Below are 15968 nucleotides of genomic sequence, written 5' to 3'. Positions count from 1 at the left end.
ACAAACACTGCTTGCACTTAACGTACAAGAGTAGCGCCTCGTTCAGGCGAGCAACTCAGCGCAGCTGATTGAACAGATTTAATCCAGCGATCTTCACATAACTCTGCTGCGCAGCCTCAAGAACGATGGTCTGAAATGACAGGCGCGAAAGCGCTTCGGCGTAATCCAGTTCACGCAAATCGGCTTGCACCGACTTGTTGACCAAGGTGACATCCTCGTTATCGATCTCGGTGGTTTCGATCAGGTTCAGGCGCGCACCAATTTCCGTCTGCACTTCCAACACCTTGCCCATCCCGTTATCCAGGTTGGTCAAGGCAATCGCCACTTCGTTACGTACACCGAGGTTACCGGCTGGGGATGTCGGGGAGGACTCCAGCGCCTGGCGCAAGCGACTGATGGTGTTGAGAATGCTGCGCTGCTCCTGAAACTGTGGCTGCAGGCCGAACTCGTCGCCGCCGGCAACCGCTGCCGGGGCTGACAAGGTGAAATCGGCACCAAATACGCTGAAGGTCGCCGGATAAGGCCCGACTACCGTACCGGTGGCCAATACAGGACTGCCCGGACCAACTGGCTGGGAATAGACCTCGTAGTTGGTGTCATCGGTAAAACGCAGCACCACCCCCGACGTCGGGAACTGGCTGTCAAATGTGGCCTGGTTACTGATACCAGCCGGCGCCACGATTGCGGTCGAGGTGTTGGTCGAGGAGCGATTGACGGCAAAGTCGGTCGGGGCCGAACGCAGGGTAAAGCTGTGGGTATTGATACCCGGCGCACCTGCAGTGGCGGTGTCCGCCAGCAGATTGTCGAGATCCAGCTCGTTATCACCAGGCTGCAGCACCACATCCAACTGAAAACGCATACCGCGGAAGTTGATGGTATTGCCACCACTGACCAGTGGATCGATCTGGCCACCGCCCGGAATCTCCGAGGTCACGTCGGCGCCAGCGCTGTCATAGATGCGAAACTCTTTACCGCTGACAAAGGCCAACGAATACGGCTCGCCTGAACGGAAATCGCTGTTGAAGGCCTGGTTGTCCTGCACCAAGCCCGGAGAAATAAACACCCGCTGATCTGCCGCCGGTATGCCGGGAATGGTAGTCGCCGGCAGCGGCGGGGTCGGCAATGCCGGGTTATTGACGCCCAGGGTATTCAGAATGCGGTTGGCGTTACTGACATCCTCAAACAAGCGTTTGCCGTTGTCGTTGATTGCCACACTGCTGGAGCCCGCGACCTGCAGGCTGCGCTGCCCTTCGTCGCCCTGATAAGAGTAGGTGCCATCGGGGTTGCGCAGAAACGGCTCGGTTTTGCCGAGAAAACCGCTGAACAGGTATTCGCCACGGGCGTTGCGGCTGTTCATCAGATTGAGCAGCTCGTCTTCACGTTCGCTCAGCTCCTTGGCAATCGACTTGCGATCCTCCGCCGACAATGCGCCACCGCCGGCCTGCACTGCCAGTTCGCGAATGCGCTGCAGCACATTGACGACGGAAGTAATGGTAGTTTCCTCCTGGGTCAGGCTGTTCTTGGCGGCGGTGAGGTTTTCCTTGTACTGCCCCAGTACAGCCTGCTGCTGTTCGAGTTGCAGCAGGCGCACCGAAGCCACAGGATCATCGGCCGGAGTCAGGATACGGTTACCGCTGCTGATCTGTTCCTGAGTGCGGATCACATTGGAATAATTGCGTCCGAGACCACCGACACCGTTGTTGAACGCTTGGATCGAGGAAATGCGCATGACCATAAAGCTAACCTCAAGGTTCTCTCAGCACCGCACAAGGTGCATCAGAACGTATTAATCAGTGTATCGAACAGGTTACGGGCAACTTGAATGATCTGCGCCGAGGCCTGGTAGTACTGCTCGAACTGAATGAGTTTGGCCGCTTCCTCATCAAGGTTGACTGCCGACACCGAATCACGGTTATCGGTCGCCTGCTTGAGAATAGACCCAGTAGCCTCACCATCGACCCGTGCCTGACTGGTCAGGGTGCCGACCCGTTCCACCAGATCGCCATAGGCATCGGTAAAGCTTGAGCCTGTGGTCGCCGGGGCCAGGGGGTTGATGCCTATGGTGGCGCGGTTCTGCAGGTCGATCAGTTTCAGGGCATTGCGGTTATCCGAAACACCGTTGGTGTTGAAGGACACCGAGAAGTTGTCACCCGCCTGCGGCCTACCACTGATGGTCACCTCGTAATCGAACGGCACTGGCACTGCGGGTGGGCCCGCTGTGGCAGGAACGGTAATGGTCAGTTTGTTGTTCTGACCCGGCACGATCACCCCGGTGTCGATGACGTTACCGTTGATATCAACCACGTCATAGCCCTGGGTCGCACCACCACCTGCGCCCATCACAATACGCAGCGGCGGCGCATTGCGCAGGCTGGTTTCCAGGTCGGTCTGAGCTACGGGATCGTAGATGTCGATTTCGGTTATCAGGGTCGGCTGGGTAATCACCCCTGTACCGATATTGGCTGGGCTGGTCTGTGATTTCAGTGGCGCAGCAAAAGCCAGCTCTTCCGGCCGTTTCATATCGGCGCGGATGTCCTGACCGGCGTTGCGGGTGGGCATGATGCGGAAGCGATCACCTGCGGCGAAGGTGCCGCTGGCTACATTCAGCGATACCCCATCAAATTCGGCGGCCGGCAAAGCCGTAATGTCGAACGGACCGAAGCTGGTGCCGTCACTGACGCGCCGCACGGTGTAATCCGTGGCGTTGGTGAACTCCACTTCATAATCACTGGTGGTCAGCTGGGTGGTGTCTTCGATCAGCACATTGAGATTGGCCGTAGTGTCGCTGTTGCCCACCCGCGCCAGGCTACGCTGACCAATCAGCAGCGGATCATTGAGATCACGGAACAAACCGTTGCCAAACTGGCCATTGAGGTCCAGCCCCTGCCCCAGCTGGCGATTGACCTGATCGGTCACCGACAGCGCCAGACGCCCGACGGCGTTGAGCGTGGTATCCAGCACGTCTTCGCGGTAGCGAATCAAACCGCCCATCTCGCCACCGGTGATCAGCGAGGTAATACCTTGCCGCGAGTTGCCGCTGACAAACTGCACTTCGCTGCGCAGCGGGTCGGACAAGCCTGGCACCACCTCAAGACGCGCAGCCTTGTTACCGACCACCAGCGGCTGTCCAGATCCAATAAACAGGTTGTAACTGCTGTCGTCCTGCGCCACCACGGTAACGCCGATAAAGGTCGACAGTTTACGCACGGCCTCTTCACGGGCATCCAGCAGGTCATTGGGCTGCTTGCCATTGGACGCAGCCACGGCAATGGCGTCGTTGTAACCGGCAATCGAGGTGGCCAATTGATTGACCTGGTCGGTGACCGCAGACAGCTGCTTGTTGATAAAGGCGTTCTGCTCGTACAGACGGTCATAGACTGTGTTGAAGCGCTTGGCTAAACCCTCGGCTTCGGACAACGCCAGTTGCCGGGCCGGAATATTGGCCGGATCCTCGGCAGCCGTTTGCAGGGCCGCAAAGACCTTTTGCAAGCCAGGGTTGATCCCTGTGGTACTGCCCGCCAGCAAGGAGTCGAGCTGGTTGATCTGCCCCAGATAGGACTGCACATCACTGTTGAGCGCCGTACTACTGCGCACCTGGGTGTTGAGAAACTCGTTATAGATGCGCCGCACATCAACCAGCGTGGTGCCCGAGCCGATATAGCCGGCCCCGCTGAACTGCGGAACACGCGTGGACTGGATAGTCTCCTGGCGTGTGAAACCCGGAGTATTGACGTTGGTGATGTTATGCCCGGTGACTGCCAGCGAGGTTTTGTTCGCAGCCAATCCGGATAGGCCAATATTGAGTAGGTCAGCCATGGTTCATCATCCGTTGCTGGACGGCGTACTGACTGCCGCTACTGTTTGATAGGTCTGCATCTGCCGCGCAATCTGCGCGATCTTGCGGGCGTATTGCGGATCGGTGGCATAACCGGCTTTCTGCAGTTCGCGGGCGAACTGCTCAGGCTTGTCTGTCACAGCCAGAGCTTTTTCGTAACGGCCGTTGCCTTGCAGGAAACTCACGTAATCTTCAAAGCTGTGTGCATAGGACTCGTAAGCGCGGAAAGACGCCGCCTCCTTGACCGCCTTGCCACCCTTGAACTCGGTGGTCAACACCCGCGCCGATTCACCGTCCCAGCTGTTGTGGGTCTTGATACCGAACAGGTTATGGCTGCTGCTGCCGTCCTGCTGACGAATGATCGACTTGCCCCACCCCGTTTCCAGTGCGGCCTGGGCCACCAGATAACGAGGATCAACACCAATCTTGTCGGCGGCCTTCTCGGCCATCGGCAGCATGGCGGCAATAAACTCATCCTTGGAGCCAAAAGCGGCCTTGCCCGGTGCCAACGGTGGCTGGGCAATCCGCCGCCCAGTGATGGCGTCGGTACCGTTGAGCCCCAGGGCCGTATCAGCAGGCGCTGCAAAGGCCTTGGCCGGGATCCAGTCGTTCTGCGCCAGCGGCTGACCGTCGGCAGCACTGGCCGAAGGCACGATGCCGGCCAGCAAGCGATCAGTCAGTTTGCCAGGCAGGGCCAGACGACGTTGGTTGATCAGTGACGTGTCATCACGGCCACTGTCGATCTTGGCCAACGGCTTGCTCGGCGCACTCGGCACCGACTCATTGACCTGGGCAAATGGATTCGGGCGCTCCGTGCCGCTTTTGAGTTTCGACATCTGCCGCACCAGCACATCGGCCAGGCCAATACCGTTCTGGTGATTGGCCAACGTCACCGACAACTGCTGGTCATGCATATCCTGATAGGTCTTGCTCTCGTTACTGTTCAGGAAGTTGCCTTCCGAGAACACTTCGTTGGCCGAGCGCATGGCCTTGAGCATTTCATTGAGAAACAGCGACTCGAACTCCTGAGCCACCTTCTTGATGTTCTTTTCGCTGTCGCCACCGACCTTGAACTGGTTAAGGCGATTGAGGTCCGTGAAGGCGCCACTGTCGAGGGTAGAAGTACCGCCGAGCAAGCCGGCTGAAAGACGAGAGTCCATAGCACGTGCTCCTAAATCACGATCAAGTCAGCCTGCAGCGCGCCAGCTTGTTTCAGCGCCTCCAGGATAGCCATAAGGTCGGAAGGCGATGCGCCTACCTGATTCACCGCGCGGACGATTTCATCCAGCGTGGTCCCCGGACCGAACTTGAACATCGGTTTGGCTTCTTCCTCGGCATTGACCTTCGAGCGTGGCACCACCGCCGTCTGGCCACCGGACAAGGCATCCGGCTGACTGACAATAGGGTCTTCGGTAATGGTCACAGTCAGGCTACCGTGGGTCACCGCCGCCGGCTGTACCTTGACGTTCTGGCCAATCACAATGGTGCCGGTGCGCGAATTGATGATGACCTTGGCTACGGCCTGGCCCACATCGACTTCAAGGTTTTCCAGAATCGACAGGTAATCCACGCGCTGATTGGGGTCCAGTGGCGCACTGACGCGGATCGAACCACCATCGATGGCCTGGGCCACGCCGGGTCCCAGCAGCTCGTTGATGTGATCAACAATGTTCTTGGCAGTGGTGAAGTCCGGACGATTGAGGTTGAGGGTCAGACTGTTGCCCTGATCGAAACCGCTCGGCACCGGCCGCTCCACGGTCGCACCACCGGGAATACGTCCGGCTGACGGCACGTTGACGGTAATCCGCGAACCGTCGGCGCCGCCGGCATCGAAACCGCCGACCACCAGGTTGCCCTGGGCAATCGCGTAGACGTTACCGTCGATGCCCTTGAGCGGGGTCATCAGCAGGCTGCCGCCCCGCAGACTCTTGGCGTTACCAATAGAGGAAATGGTGATGTCGATGGTCTGCCCTGGCTTGGCAAAAGCCGGCAGATCGGCATGCACCGAAACCGCCGCGACGTTTTTCAGCTGCACGTTGCCGCCCTGCGGCACCTTGATGCCGAACTGCGCCATCATGTTGTTGAAGGTCTGCACGGTGAAGGGCGTCTGGGTGGTCTGGTCACCACTGCCATTGAGGCCGACGACCAGGCCGTAACCGATCAGCTGGTTACTGCGCACGCCCTGGATGCTGGCCAGGTCCTTAAGGCGCTCGGCCTGAGCAGTCGTTGCCAGCAGCGAAACAGCAAGAGCCAGCAAGTACGAGAATAGTTTCATCGTGGCCATCCTCAGAACGGCCACATTGGGCTGACAAAGAAACGACTCATCCAACCCGGCTGGGCTGCATCGGCGAATGCGCCGGTGCCTGAGTAGGTGATGCGCGCATCGGCAATCCGGGTCGAGGACACGGTATTGTCGGTGGCGATGTCATCCGCGCGCACCAACCCGGCAATACGCACCAACTCATCACCGGTGTTAAGGGTCATCCACTTTTCCCCGCGTACCAGCAGAATGCCGTTAGGCATCACTTCGGCCACCGACACCGTGATCGAGCCCGTCAGGCTGTTGCTCTGTCCGGCCTGACCGGAACCATCGGCCGAACGGGTGGCATCGAAGTCAGCACTCAAACTCAAGGTATCGTTGGTCATACCCAAGGCACCAATCGATGCCAGCGGGTTTTTCGGAGCTACGGCCATACCAAACAGATTGGGCACGCCAAGGCTAGCCGAGCTGTCTTTGCTGATTTGGCTGTTGGTGTTCTTGCTGGCCTGGGTGCGCTCATTCAGGGTGATGGTGATGATGTCGCCCACCCGATAAGCCTTGCGGTCGCTGAACAGACCATTCTCAAAACCAGCCTGATAGATCGAACCGTTGTTTTGCGCGGCCGGCAGCGGTGTACGCGGCATCACGGGCGCATAGTAGGGATCATCCGGCTTAGGCGCAGGAGCCATGCAGCCGCTCAAAGCCAGGGGGCCAAGCAGTGCACTTATGATTATCAGCCGGTTCATATCAATTACCTCATGCGTTGCCTGGGGTGGCTGTACAGCCAGTGGCCACCGGTGCCAGTTCAAGCCATTCCTTGCCGTGTTCAAAGCTCGCCAGACGCTGCGCGACTAAGCAGCCTTAGCTATCAAAGATTCTGCGAAATAAAGCCGAGCATCTGGTCCGCAGTGGAGATGACCTTGGAGTTCATCTCATAGGCACGCTGCGTGGTGATCATGTTCACCAGCTCCTCGACCACACTGACGTTGGAGTTTTCCAGGGTGTTCTGCAGCATGACGCCCAGGCCATTGAGCCCCGGCGTACCGACCTGCGGCGCACCGCTGGAAGCGGTCTCCAGGAACAGGTTGTTGCCGATGGCTTCCAGCCCCGCCGGGTTGATGAAGTCTGCCGTCTGCAGGTTGCCGACGACTTGCGGCTGCGGGTTACCGGCGGTGGTCACCGATACGGTGCCGTCTTCACCGACGTTGAACGTGCGCACTTCGTTGGGCAGCACGATGGCCGGCTCCAGGGCGTAACCATTGGAGGTCACCAGCTGACCATCGGAGTTGAGGTGAAAGCTGCCGTCACGGCTGTAGGACACAGTGCCATCGGGCAGCAGCACCTGGAAAAAGCCGCGACCGTTGATCGCCAGATCCAGCGGCTGCTCGGTGGTTTGCAGGCTGCCCTGGGTGAAGATCTTCTGCGTACCGACCACCCGCACGCCCGTACCCAGCTGCAGACCGGATGGCAGCTGGCTGTCCTGGCTGGACTGACCACCCGGTTGGCGACGGATCTGATACAGCAGGTCTTCGAACTCGGCGCGATCACGCTTGAAGCCGGTGGTCGAGACGTTGGCCAGGTTGTTGGAAATAGTGGTCAGGTTCATGTCCTGAGCGGACAAACCGGTTTTGCTGACCCACAGTGACGGAAGCATATCGATTCTCCTCGGACGCCGTTTTAACGGCGTCGCGTGCTGGTAATTAGGTCATCTGCAAGACGCGCGCCATGGCCGACGAATTGTCTTCGGCGGTACGCATCATCTTCACTTGCAACTCGAATTGGCGGGACAGAGAGAGGATCGCAGTCATCTCTTCCACAGCATTGACGTTGCTCGACTCGAGGAAGCCCGAGGTCACTTCGATGGTCGCATCCGCCTGTACCGGATCCTGGCCCTTGAAGCGGATCAGGCCGTCAGTGCCTTTCTCCATCTGCTTAAGATCCGGATTGACCAGTTTCAGGCGGTCCACTTCGGCCAGCACGCTGGGCGCCTCACCGAGAGCGCGGATACTGATGGTGCCGTCCTTGCCGATCTCGATTTTCTGCTCCGGGGGTACCGCTATCGGCCCGGCATTGCCCATCACCGGCAAGCCATTGCCAGTACGCAACATACCCAGCGCATCAACATTCAGGCTGGCAGTGCGCACGTACGCTTCGCTGCCATCGGGGGCCTGCACGGCCAGCCAGCCTTTGCCGCCTACGGCTACATCCAGATCACGTCCGGTTTCCTGCAGCGAGCCCGGGGTGAAGTCGGTCCCGGGCCGCTCACTCATGGCATAGACACGCGCCGGATAACTGTCACCAAAGATCGGCATCGAGCGGGCCTGTTCAAAATCCCGGCGGAAGCCATTGGTGGAAATATTCGCCAGGTTGTTGGCGTGGGCACGCTGAGCCAGGGTGTTGTTGTGGGCCCCAGTCATGGAAACGTACAGCATCTTGTCCATGGTTATTCTCCGAGTTGGGCTTGCCGCCCGCTGCTCTATGCAAGCTATAAAGCAATGGCTATGCCAGCATTCGGAAAATAGAAGCAAGATATTGATATATATGAATTTTTAAAAATAAAAGGGCTCCACATGGAGCCCTTTGCGCAGCCAGGCGGCGTAGTTTTGCCGCCTGCGGCAGACCTCGCGCCTGCCTACTGACGCCGTATCAACGCAGGTTGATGATCGTCTGAGTAACCGCACTTTCGGTTTCAATGGTCTTGGCGTTGGCCTGATAGTTACGCTGCGCAACGATCAGGTTGACCAGCTGGTCCGACAGTTCGACGTTGGAATCCTCCAGAGCGCCGGACTGCAGCGCACCCAGGGTGCCACTGCGCGGAGTTCCACGTACCGGCTCACCCGACTCGAAGGACTGCACCCAGGCAGTCTTGCCCACCGGCGTCAGACCTTGCACGTTGGCAAAGTTGGCCAGAATCACCTGCCCCTGCACCTTCGACTGACCGTTGGTGTAGCGCGCGAAGATCACCCCGGTGTCGTCAATTTCCAGGCCCGCCAACTGGCCAGTGGTGTAACCGTCCTGGCTGACGCGGTTGACCGCAAAGTTGCTGGCAAACTGCGTTGAAGCGCGCACATCAACTGCCACACCGGCAGCGCTGGCAGTAGCACCGTTGGCACCCCACACTGGCGGGATGGAATTGTCCGGTGCAGCCGGCACCCAAGTGGTCAGATTGATAAGGCCATTGGCGTCAACAGTGAAACCGGTCGGCGTCGAGGCGATCAACGCGGGGATATCCAACTGCCCGGCTGTGGTGAACTGCAGATCCACTGAAGACGGCGTGGTCAGCGTCGGGTCATCCGGGTTACGCCCGTCAATCAGCACATTCATCTGCCAGGTGTTCGGCCCGGTCTTGAGGAAATACTGGGTAAAAACGTGGGAGTTACCCTGAGAGTCGTAAATATTGGTCGAGGTCGACGAGTTGTAGGTTGTTGGATCCGCCGGATTGAACGGTACGGTAGTCGGCACTTGATTAGTCGAGTTCAGGTTGAACACCTGCTCAAGGCTCTCGGTTGCCCGAGGCTCCTGGCTGGCTGTCTCGATACGCAGGTCACTGACCACACCATTCTGCAGGTTGCCTGCCGCATCAACGGCATAGCCCTGCAGGCGATAACCGAAGTTGTTGACCATAAAACCATCACGGTCAGTCCCGAAGTAGCCCGCACGGGTGTAACTGATATCGCCATTATTGCTGGTCTGGAAGAAACCGTTGCCGTTGATCGCCAGATCCAGCGCGTTCTGCGTGTAGTTGATGTTGCCCTGGTTGAACAGCTGTGACACATCAGCCAACAGCACCCCGCTGCCCTGCGCGTTTTTCCCGGTACCCAGTACCGAGGCCGCATACACATCGGCAAACTCGGCCCGCGACTGTTTGAAGCCTGCAGTGCCTGCGTTAGCGATGTTGTTGCCGGTCACATTGAGGTCGCTGGTCGCGGCACGCAGACCACTCAGACCGATATTGAAACCCATGGAAGACTCCTTTGCCGGGCAACCGGCGGTTAAAACCTGTTAGTTACTGACCAATAACCTGCACTTGCGACATCGGCACACTGCCGAGCCCTGCCAGGTTCAACATCAACTCTTTGCCGCCCAGAGTCACACTGTCGACGTTGGCCGGCAGCAAGGTGTAGAGGCCCTTGGTGCCATCGGCGTAGGTAGCCTGTGCTTCGAATTTGTAGGTGCCAGGCGGCAACAGATTGCCGCTGGCATCCTTGCCATCCCAGATAAAGCTGACATTGCCAGCCGCCTGCTCACCCAGGTTGACTCGCCCTACCGCCGCGCCAGCCTTGTCATAAATGTTGACGTAGACGTTGCTGCTGCTGGTCGGCAGTACCAGGCTGGCCTTGAAACTTTCGCTGGTATCAACCACTGCTTTCTCGCTTGGAACGATGACCTTGCGCCCGACCAGAGACGAGGCCTGCAATGCCTGGGAAGACTGATAACCGGTGAGCAGCGAGCCCATGCTGGTGTTCAACTTCTCGATCCCTTCCACCTGGCTGAACTGCGCCAGCTGGGCAATAAACTCACCATTGCCCTGCGGCTCCAGGGGGTTCTGGTTATTCAACTGGGCCACCAGCAGGTTGAGAAACTCATTCTTGCCGAGGTCCTTGTTCGTCTTGGTTTCGTTCTTGATCTGGTATTTATCCAGTACCGAACCCGCTACATCGCCAACAGTGCTCATAGGTCTGCGCTCCTTATCCGCTGGCTTACTGACCGAGGGTCAGCACGCGCTGCATCATCTGCTTGGCGGTGTTCATCATTTCGGTGTTGGTCTGGAAGGCCCGGCTGGCAGAAATCATGTCCGCCATCTCTTCCACCACATTGACGTTGGGGTAGTACACGTAGCCGTTTTCATCAGCGGAAGGATGATTAGGCTCATAGCGCGGCATCAGGGTGCTCTGGTCCTCGACCACACCCAGCACCTGAACCCCTACCCCTGCATTGTCCTGATCGGCAAACAACGAACCACGGTCACCGCCCTGCGCCGACTGGAACACCGTGGCAAACACCGGATGGCGCGCGCGGTAGGTCTGATCAATGCTCGAGGAAACCGTCTCGGCGTTGGCAATGTTGCTGGAGATGGTGTTCAGACGCGTGCTCTGCGCGCTCATCCCCATTCCGGCGATATTGAAAACACTGGCAAGTGACATGGCATCAGGCTCCTGTTATTCGCCGCGCAGGGCGTTGACCAGCCCTTTGAACTTACTGTTGAGGAAGGTGAAGCTGGCCTGGAACTGCACCGAGTTTTCGGCGTAGTTGGACTGCTCGATCTGCAGGTCGACGGTGTTTTGATCAATAGATGGATGCAGTGGCGTGCGGTACGCCAGACTGGCGTCGCCAATAGCAACGCCATCAGCCGGGATATGCTGGCTGTTGGTGCGGCTCAGGCTGACCTGGCCACGCTGGCTCTTGGCGCTCTGCTCGGCCAGCACGCTGGCGAATTCAAGATCACGCGCCTTGTAGTGCGGCGTGTCGGCGTTGGCGATGTTGTTGGCCAACACTTCGGCACGCTGAGCGCGAAAGCCCAGTGCCTTTTCGTGAATACCGAGTGCCCGATCGAAGCTGATGCTCATGGTCAGAAACCTTTGCCAGTTGGCGTTGCTGTTTTCCGTGCAAGACCATAAGCAAGGCGTGTGCCATTTTATTTTTTAACTATAAATCAATTATTTATATAAAAACAGCAGCCCTTTTAGCGGCAAAGCGGCAAGGGTTTTCCGCCTGCTGGCAAGCAAAGCGGCAATGTCCAGACAGCACATGCCATACCTCGGCAACCGGCCTTGACCAGGCGCCTCTCAGCGAAGGTGCCTGCTAGAGGCGCATTGCCCAGCAGGCCTGCGAAGCACAATCAGGGCACAGATGAGCGTTGCGCGCTTGGCATCGCAACAGACTGACACACACCACTCATCAGACAATCACATTCAGTTTTGACAAGCATTCTCATTAACATTAGTATCTTTCGCATCTTAACTGCCTGCCACGAGCCTCAATCATGTACGTCTGTCTCTGCGAAGGTGTAACTGACGGTCAGATTCGCGAAGCCATCTACGAAGGCTGCTGCAGCTACCGTGATGTACGGGCCACCCTTGGCGTCGCCAGTCAGTGCGGCAAATGCGCTTGCCTGGCCAAGCAGGTCGTACGTGAAACCCTCAGTGAAGTGCAAAGCAGCCAGGCCGCCCTCGCCTATCCGACAAGTTTCGTCGCCGCCTGATTCGGAGCCCTGTAAAAAACCGGACCTTGAGTCCGGTTTTTTTATGCCTCGTCATTTATTTCAACTGCCCTTCAAGCCGCTATTACACAGGCCAAATGCACTCGCAGTGTTTTTATGGCTTTAATTCAATACCTTAGCGCCGAGATGCAGAACTTAAACATTCGTATTCATATTAATTTTAGCTTTGGATTCAATCACTTAGGTTTGACAGTGGAAAATCATCGGCCCAGAATTTGGAGCTAACTCACCTTGCAAGGCAGACGCAGACATGAAAGGCGACAAGAAAGTCATCCAGCATCTGAACAAGATCCTCGGTAACGAGCTGGTCGCGATCAACCAGTACTTCCTGCACGCGCGCATGTACGAAGACTGGGGCCTGAAGAAACTCGGCGAGCACGAGTATCACGAGTCCATCGACGAGATGAAGCACGCGGACAAGCTGATCAAGCGCATCCTGTTTCTCGAAGGCCTGCCGAATCTGCAAGACCTCGGCAAGATCCTGATCGGTGAAAACACCAAGGAAATGCTCGAGTGCGACCTGAAGATCGAACACAAGGCGCATATCGACCTGAAAGCGGCGATTGCCTACTGCGAAAGCATCGGCGACTACGCCAGTCGCGAATTGCTTGAAGAAATCCTCTGCTCCGAAGAAGACCATATCGACTGGCTGGAAACTCAGCTCAGCCTGATCGAGGCCGTGGGCCTGCAAAACTATCTGCAGTCGCAGATGGACGAATAAGCCAAACGCTTACGCCATAAACAACAAACCCCGCACTTGGCGGGGTTTGTTGTTTATGTGGTCTGCTTAGCTTAAGCGTCGGCTTTCTGCACAGCGTCCTTGATCAGGGTTTGCAGCTCACCTTTTTCGAACATTTCCACCAGGATATCGCTGCCGCCGACCAGCTCACCACCGACCCACAGCTGCGGGAAGGTTGGCCAGTTGGCATATTTGGGCAGATTGGCGCGGATTTCCGGGTTTTGCAGAATGTCGACGTAGGCGAATTTCTCACCACAAGCCATCACAACCTGCGCAGCCTTGGAGGAAAAGCCGCACTGCGGAGCGTTCGGCGAGCCTTTCATGTACAGCAGAACGGTGTTGTTGGCGATCTGCTCTTTGATGGTTTCGATGATATCCATTGGGCACCTCAGGACTTAACTTCCCGACTCACGGGTCGGCACGGTGGCGGCATTGTAGCGAAAAGCCGAGCGCAATGCTCGGCCTTCCCAGGCACTTTCCTCAAGCCAGATAAGACCTGCTCAAGCAGCCTCAACCTGTACCGGCACACCATTCAATGCCGCATTGCCGGACAGAGCATCAAGCTGCCGCTCATCGGTCAGGTCATTGGCACTGGCACCTGGTTGCTCGCTGGCAATCGCCATCTGCACGCCCGGCCGCGCATGCCCCCAACCGTGCGGCAGACTGACCACCCCTGCCATCATTTCATCGCTCGCTGCCACTTCCACCTCGATCACCCCCACCCGCGAGCGCACCCGCACCAACTGGCCATCGCTCAGCCCACGCTGGCTCAGATCCGCAGGGTGCATCAGCAACTGATGACGCGGCTTGCCTTTCACCAGACGGTGATAGTTATGCATCCAGGAGTTATTGCTGCGCACATGCCGACGACCGATCAGCAGCAACTCGTCAGCCTTGGCAGTCGGCTGTTCGGCAAAACGCTGCAGGTCAGCCATGATCACTGCCGGCGCCGCCATTACCTGTTTATTGATGGTTTTCAGACGATTAGCCAGGTTGGGCTTGAGTGCGCCCAGATCGAGGCCATGCGGGTGCTCGCGCAACGCGGCCAGGGACAGCTTATGTTCCGACTTGTCGCCGTAAGCACCAAAACGCAGGCCCATGTCGATCATCTGCTCCGGGGCCATGGTCGGCTTGAGTTCCACGCCGGTCTTGGCGGCAAAGGCTTTGGCCAGACCGACGAAAATCTCCCAGTCATGCAGCGCCCCCTCCGGCTTGGCCAGTACTGCCTCGTTAAAGCGGGTGACGTTGCGCACCGCAAACACATTGAAGGTGGTGTCGTAGTGATCGTGCTCCAGCGGCGCCGTCGGCGGCAGGATCAGGTCGGCATAGCGGGTGGTTTCATTGATGTAAAAGTCGATACTGAGCATAAACTCCAGCCCATCCAGCGCCTGCTCCAGCTGACGGCCATTGGGCGTGGACAGCACCGGATTGCCCGCCACCGTCACCAGTGCTCGTATCTGCCCTTCGCCGGCCGTGAGCATCTCCTCGGCCAGAGCCGACACCGGCAACTCACCGCCATACTCCGGCAAGCCGGATACGCGGCTCTGCCAACGATTGAAATGCCCACCGGAAGTCGAGGCCACCAGATCCACGGCAGGCTCGGTGCACAGCACACCGCCCACTCGATCCAGATTTCCGGTGACCAGGTTGATCAGTTGCACCAGCCACTGACACAGCGTGCCAAACGCCTGGGTGGAAACGCCCATGCGGCCATAACAAACAGCCGACTCGGCCGCGGCAAAGTCGCGCGCCAACTGACGAATCGTTGGCGCCGGCACGCCACAGCGGGCGCTCATGGCTTCGGCAGTAAAGCCGGCAATCCCCTGGCGCACTTCATCCAGCCCATCGACGGCCAGATGACTGGCGCGGCCCAGGTTTTCTTCAAACAGGGTATTGAGCAGGCCGAACAGCAGCGCGGCATCCTGCCCCGGACGGACAAACACATGCTGATCAGCAATTGCGGCGGTTTCACTACGGCGCGGGTCGACCACCACCAGTTTGCCACCGCGTTTCTGGATAGCCTTCAGGCGCTTCTCCACATCTGGCACAGTCATGATGCTGCCGTTGGAGGCCAGCGGGTTACCGCCGAGAATCAGCATAAAGTCGGTGTGATCAATATCCGGAATCGGGATCAGCAGACCGTGCCCGTACATCAGGTGGCTGGTCAGGTGATGCGGCAACTGGTCGACCGAGGTCGCGGAATAGCGGTTGCGGGTTTTCAACTGGCCGAGAAAGTAGTTGCTATGGGTCATCAGGCCGTAGTTGTGTACGCTCGGGTTGCCCTGATACACCGCCACGGCGTTCTGCCCATGCGCGGTCTGAATCGCACTCAGGCGCTCGGCCACCAGCTCAAAAGCTTCATTCCAGTCGATGGCCTGCCACTCATTGCCGACGCGGCGCATCGGCTGACGCAGGCGATCGGGATCATTCTGAATATCCTGTAATGCCACGGCTTTGGGACAGATATGGCCGCGACTGAAACTGTCCTGGGCATCGCCCTTGATCGAACGGATCTGCGTGGAACCGTCGTCCTGCACTTCGGTTTCAATGCTCAGGCCGCAAATGGCTTCGCACAGGTGGCATGCACGGTGGTGGAGGGTCTTGGTCATGGCCGGGCCTCTTGTTTTGGTTCGGCGCGCAAAGCACCGTAAAGCATGAACTATGTCGGCAGATCAGAACCTGCACCAGCAGGGTTCGCGGCGTGAATTGCGCAGCATCAGGTCAGCCGATAGATGCATCTCGCCCCCTGCACCACAGCCCCATAAACCGCCGGCAATTTGCGCCTGATCGGCGTTTGCTTATAAGATCGCGACTTCCCCGTTTCGTCGCATTGTGCGGCCCCCCAGCCGCAGGTTCTGCCGTTTCTTGCATTTCACCAGGCCATTGAACCTGCGCCCTGCTGTCAAAAGGTAGT

At 58.1% G+C, this 15968-nt stretch carries 15 protein-coding genes; 2 read left to right on the top strand and 13 right to left on the bottom strand.

All coding sequences use genetic code 11. The features are described from left to right. Positions 1–55 precede the first annotated feature (55 nt). The 11 genes from ACOCLD_RS09090 to flgB form a co-directional block, all read right to left on the bottom strand. Positions 56–1735: a flagellar hook-associated protein 3 gene (locus ACOCLD_RS09090; RefSeq protein ID WP_257778031.1), complete on the bottom strand. Its 1680-nt coding sequence runs from the start codon at positions 1733–1735 to the stop codon at positions 56–58. A gap of 41 nt (positions 1736–1776) precedes the next feature. Beyond that, entirely contained in the window at positions 1777–3816 is a 2040-nt protein-coding gene (gene flgK, locus ACOCLD_RS09085) for a flagellar hook-associated protein FlgK (RefSeq protein ID WP_392539343.1), read from the bottom strand. 6 nt (positions 3817–3822) lie between these two features. After that, complete coding sequence (gene flgJ / locus ACOCLD_RS09080) at positions 3823–4995, bottom strand: flagellar assembly peptidoglycan hydrolase FlgJ (protein WP_422911645.1); 1173 nt, start codon at positions 4993–4995, stop codon at positions 3823–3825. Positions 4996–5006: 11 nt separating this feature from the next. Beyond that, positions 5007–6110, bottom strand: coding sequence for a flagellar basal body P-ring protein FlgI (locus tag ACOCLD_RS09075; protein WP_422911644.1), 1104 nt, complete (start codon positions 6108–6110; stop codon positions 5007–5009). Positions 6111–6121: 11 nt separating this feature from the next. Continuing rightward, positions 6122–6841, bottom strand: a complete 720-nt coding sequence (flgH, locus tag ACOCLD_RS09070; protein WP_257778027.1) for a flagellar basal body L-ring protein FlgH — start codon at positions 6839–6841, stop codon at positions 6122–6124. A 122-nt stretch (positions 6842–6963) separates the two neighbouring features. Then, the gene (flgG, locus tag ACOCLD_RS09065; protein WP_257778026.1) at positions 6964–7749 is read right to left on the bottom strand and encodes a flagellar basal-body rod protein FlgG; all 786 of its coding nucleotides are present in this window, start codon (positions 7747–7749) and stop codon (positions 6964–6966) included. A gap of 46 nt (positions 7750–7795) precedes the next feature. Continuing rightward, complete coding sequence (locus tag ACOCLD_RS09060) at positions 7796–8536, bottom strand: flagellar basal body rod protein FlgF (RefSeq protein WP_233684172.1); 741 nt, start codon at positions 8534–8536, stop codon at positions 7796–7798. Positions 8537–8741: 205 nt separating this feature from the next. Next, positions 8742–10058: a flagellar hook protein FlgE gene (gene flgE, locus ACOCLD_RS09055; RefSeq protein WP_257778024.1), complete on the bottom strand. Its 1317-nt coding sequence runs from the start codon at positions 10056–10058 to the stop codon at positions 8742–8744. A 43-nt stretch (positions 10059–10101) separates the two neighbouring features. Further along, positions 10102–10770, bottom strand: a complete 669-nt coding sequence (flgD, locus tag ACOCLD_RS09050) for a flagellar hook assembly protein FlgD (RefSeq protein WP_257778023.1) — start codon at positions 10768–10770, stop codon at positions 10102–10104. 25 nt (positions 10771–10795) lie between these two features. Beyond that, positions 10796–11239 carry a flagellar basal body rod protein FlgC gene (gene flgC, locus ACOCLD_RS09045; RefSeq protein WP_233684169.1) on the bottom strand — a complete coding sequence of 148 codons (444 nt, stop codon included), beginning with the start codon at positions 11237–11239 and terminating at the stop codon, positions 10796–10798. 15 nt (positions 11240–11254) lie between these two features. After that, positions 11255–11662 (bottom strand): flagellar basal body rod protein FlgB, encoded by a 408-nt coding sequence (gene flgB / locus ACOCLD_RS09040; protein ID WP_422911643.1) that lies wholly within the window; start codon positions 11660–11662, stop codon positions 11255–11257. 416 nt (positions 11663–12078) lie between these two features. Here flgB and ACOCLD_RS09035 point away from each other — a divergent pair, with 416 nt between their 5' ends. Both ACOCLD_RS09035 and bfr read left to right on the top strand, forming a co-directional pair. Continuing rightward, a complete protein-coding gene (locus ACOCLD_RS09035) occupies positions 12079–12297 on the top strand; it encodes a bacterioferritin-associated ferredoxin (RefSeq protein WP_422911642.1) in 219 nt (72 codons plus the stop codon). 268 nt (positions 12298–12565) lie between these two features. Then, complete coding sequence (gene bfr, locus ACOCLD_RS09030) at positions 12566–13036, top strand: bacterioferritin (RefSeq protein WP_090248283.1); 471 nt, start codon at positions 12566–12568, stop codon at positions 13034–13036. A gap of 71 nt (positions 13037–13107) precedes the next feature. Here bfr and grxD read toward each other — a convergent pair whose 3' ends face one another. Both grxD and ACOCLD_RS09020 read right to left on the bottom strand, forming a co-directional pair. Beyond that, positions 13108–13434 carry a Grx4 family monothiol glutaredoxin gene (grxD, locus tag ACOCLD_RS09025; RefSeq protein ID WP_257778019.1) on the bottom strand — a complete coding sequence of 109 codons (327 nt, stop codon included), beginning with the start codon at positions 13432–13434 and terminating at the stop codon, positions 13108–13110. 120 nt (positions 13435–13554) lie between these two features. After that, positions 13555–15663 (bottom strand): molybdopterin oxidoreductase family protein, encoded by a 2109-nt coding sequence (locus ACOCLD_RS09020; RefSeq protein WP_422911641.1) that lies wholly within the window; start codon positions 15661–15663, stop codon positions 13555–13557. Positions 15664–15968: the final 305 nt, after the last annotated feature.

This window comes from Pseudomonas cimarronensis (genome assembly GCF_049331905.1).
Taxonomy (GTDB): domain Bacteria; phylum Pseudomonadota; class Gammaproteobacteria; order Pseudomonadales; family Pseudomonadaceae; genus Aquipseudomonas.
Note: the sequence above shows the minus strand (reverse complement) of the source record. Positions and strands in the feature narration are given on the sequence as shown.

Coding starts and splice junctions, on each gene's coding strand:
- flgD (WP_257778023.1), bottom strand. CDS start 10,770: ATGAGCACTGTTGGCGATGTAGCGGGTTCGGTACTGGATAAATACCAG.
- flgC (WP_233684169.1), bottom strand. CDS start 11,239: ATGTCACTTGCCAGTGTTTTCAATATCGCCGGAATGGGGATGAGCGCG.
- flgE (WP_257778024.1), bottom strand. CDS start 10,058: ATGGGTTTCAATATCGGTCTGAGTGGTCTGCGTGCCGCGACCAGCGAC.
- bfr (WP_090248283.1), top strand. CDS start 12,566: ATGAAAGGCGACAAGAAAGTCATCCAGCATCTGAACAAGATCCTCGGT.
- flgK (WP_392539343.1), bottom strand. CDS start 3,816: ATGGCTGACCTACTCAATATTGGCCTATCCGGATTGGCTGCGAACAAA.
- ACOCLD_RS09020 (WP_422911641.1), bottom strand. CDS start 15,663: ATGACCAAGACCCTCCACCACCGTGCATGCCACCTGTGCGAAGCCATT.
- ACOCLD_RS09060 (WP_233684172.1), bottom strand. CDS start 8,536: ATGGACAAGATGCTGTACGTTTCCATGACTGGGGCCCACAACAACACC.
- flgG (WP_257778026.1), bottom strand. CDS start 7,749: ATGCTTCCGTCACTGTGGGTCAGCAAAACCGGTTTGTCCGCTCAGGAC.
- ACOCLD_RS09090 (WP_257778031.1), bottom strand. CDS start 1,735: ATGGTCATGCGCATTTCCTCGATCCAAGCGTTCAACAACGGTGTCGGT.
- flgH (WP_257778027.1), bottom strand. CDS start 6,841: ATGAACCGGCTGATAATCATAAGTGCACTGCTTGGCCCCCTGGCTTTG.
- ACOCLD_RS09035 (WP_422911642.1), top strand. CDS start 12,079: ATGTACGTCTGTCTCTGCGAAGGTGTAACTGACGGTCAGATTCGCGAA.
- ACOCLD_RS09075 (WP_422911644.1), bottom strand. CDS start 6,110: ATGAAACTATTCTCGTACTTGCTGGCTCTTGCTGTTTCGCTGCTGGCA.
- grxD (WP_257778019.1), bottom strand. CDS start 13,434: ATGGATATCATCGAAACCATCAAAGAGCAGATCGCCAACAACACCGTT.
- flgJ (WP_422911645.1), bottom strand. CDS start 4,995: ATGGACTCTCGTCTTTCAGCCGGCTTGCTCGGCGGTACTTCTACCCTC.
- flgB (WP_422911643.1), bottom strand. CDS start 11,662: ATGAGCATCAGCTTCGATCGGGCACTCGGTATTCACGAAAAGGCACTG.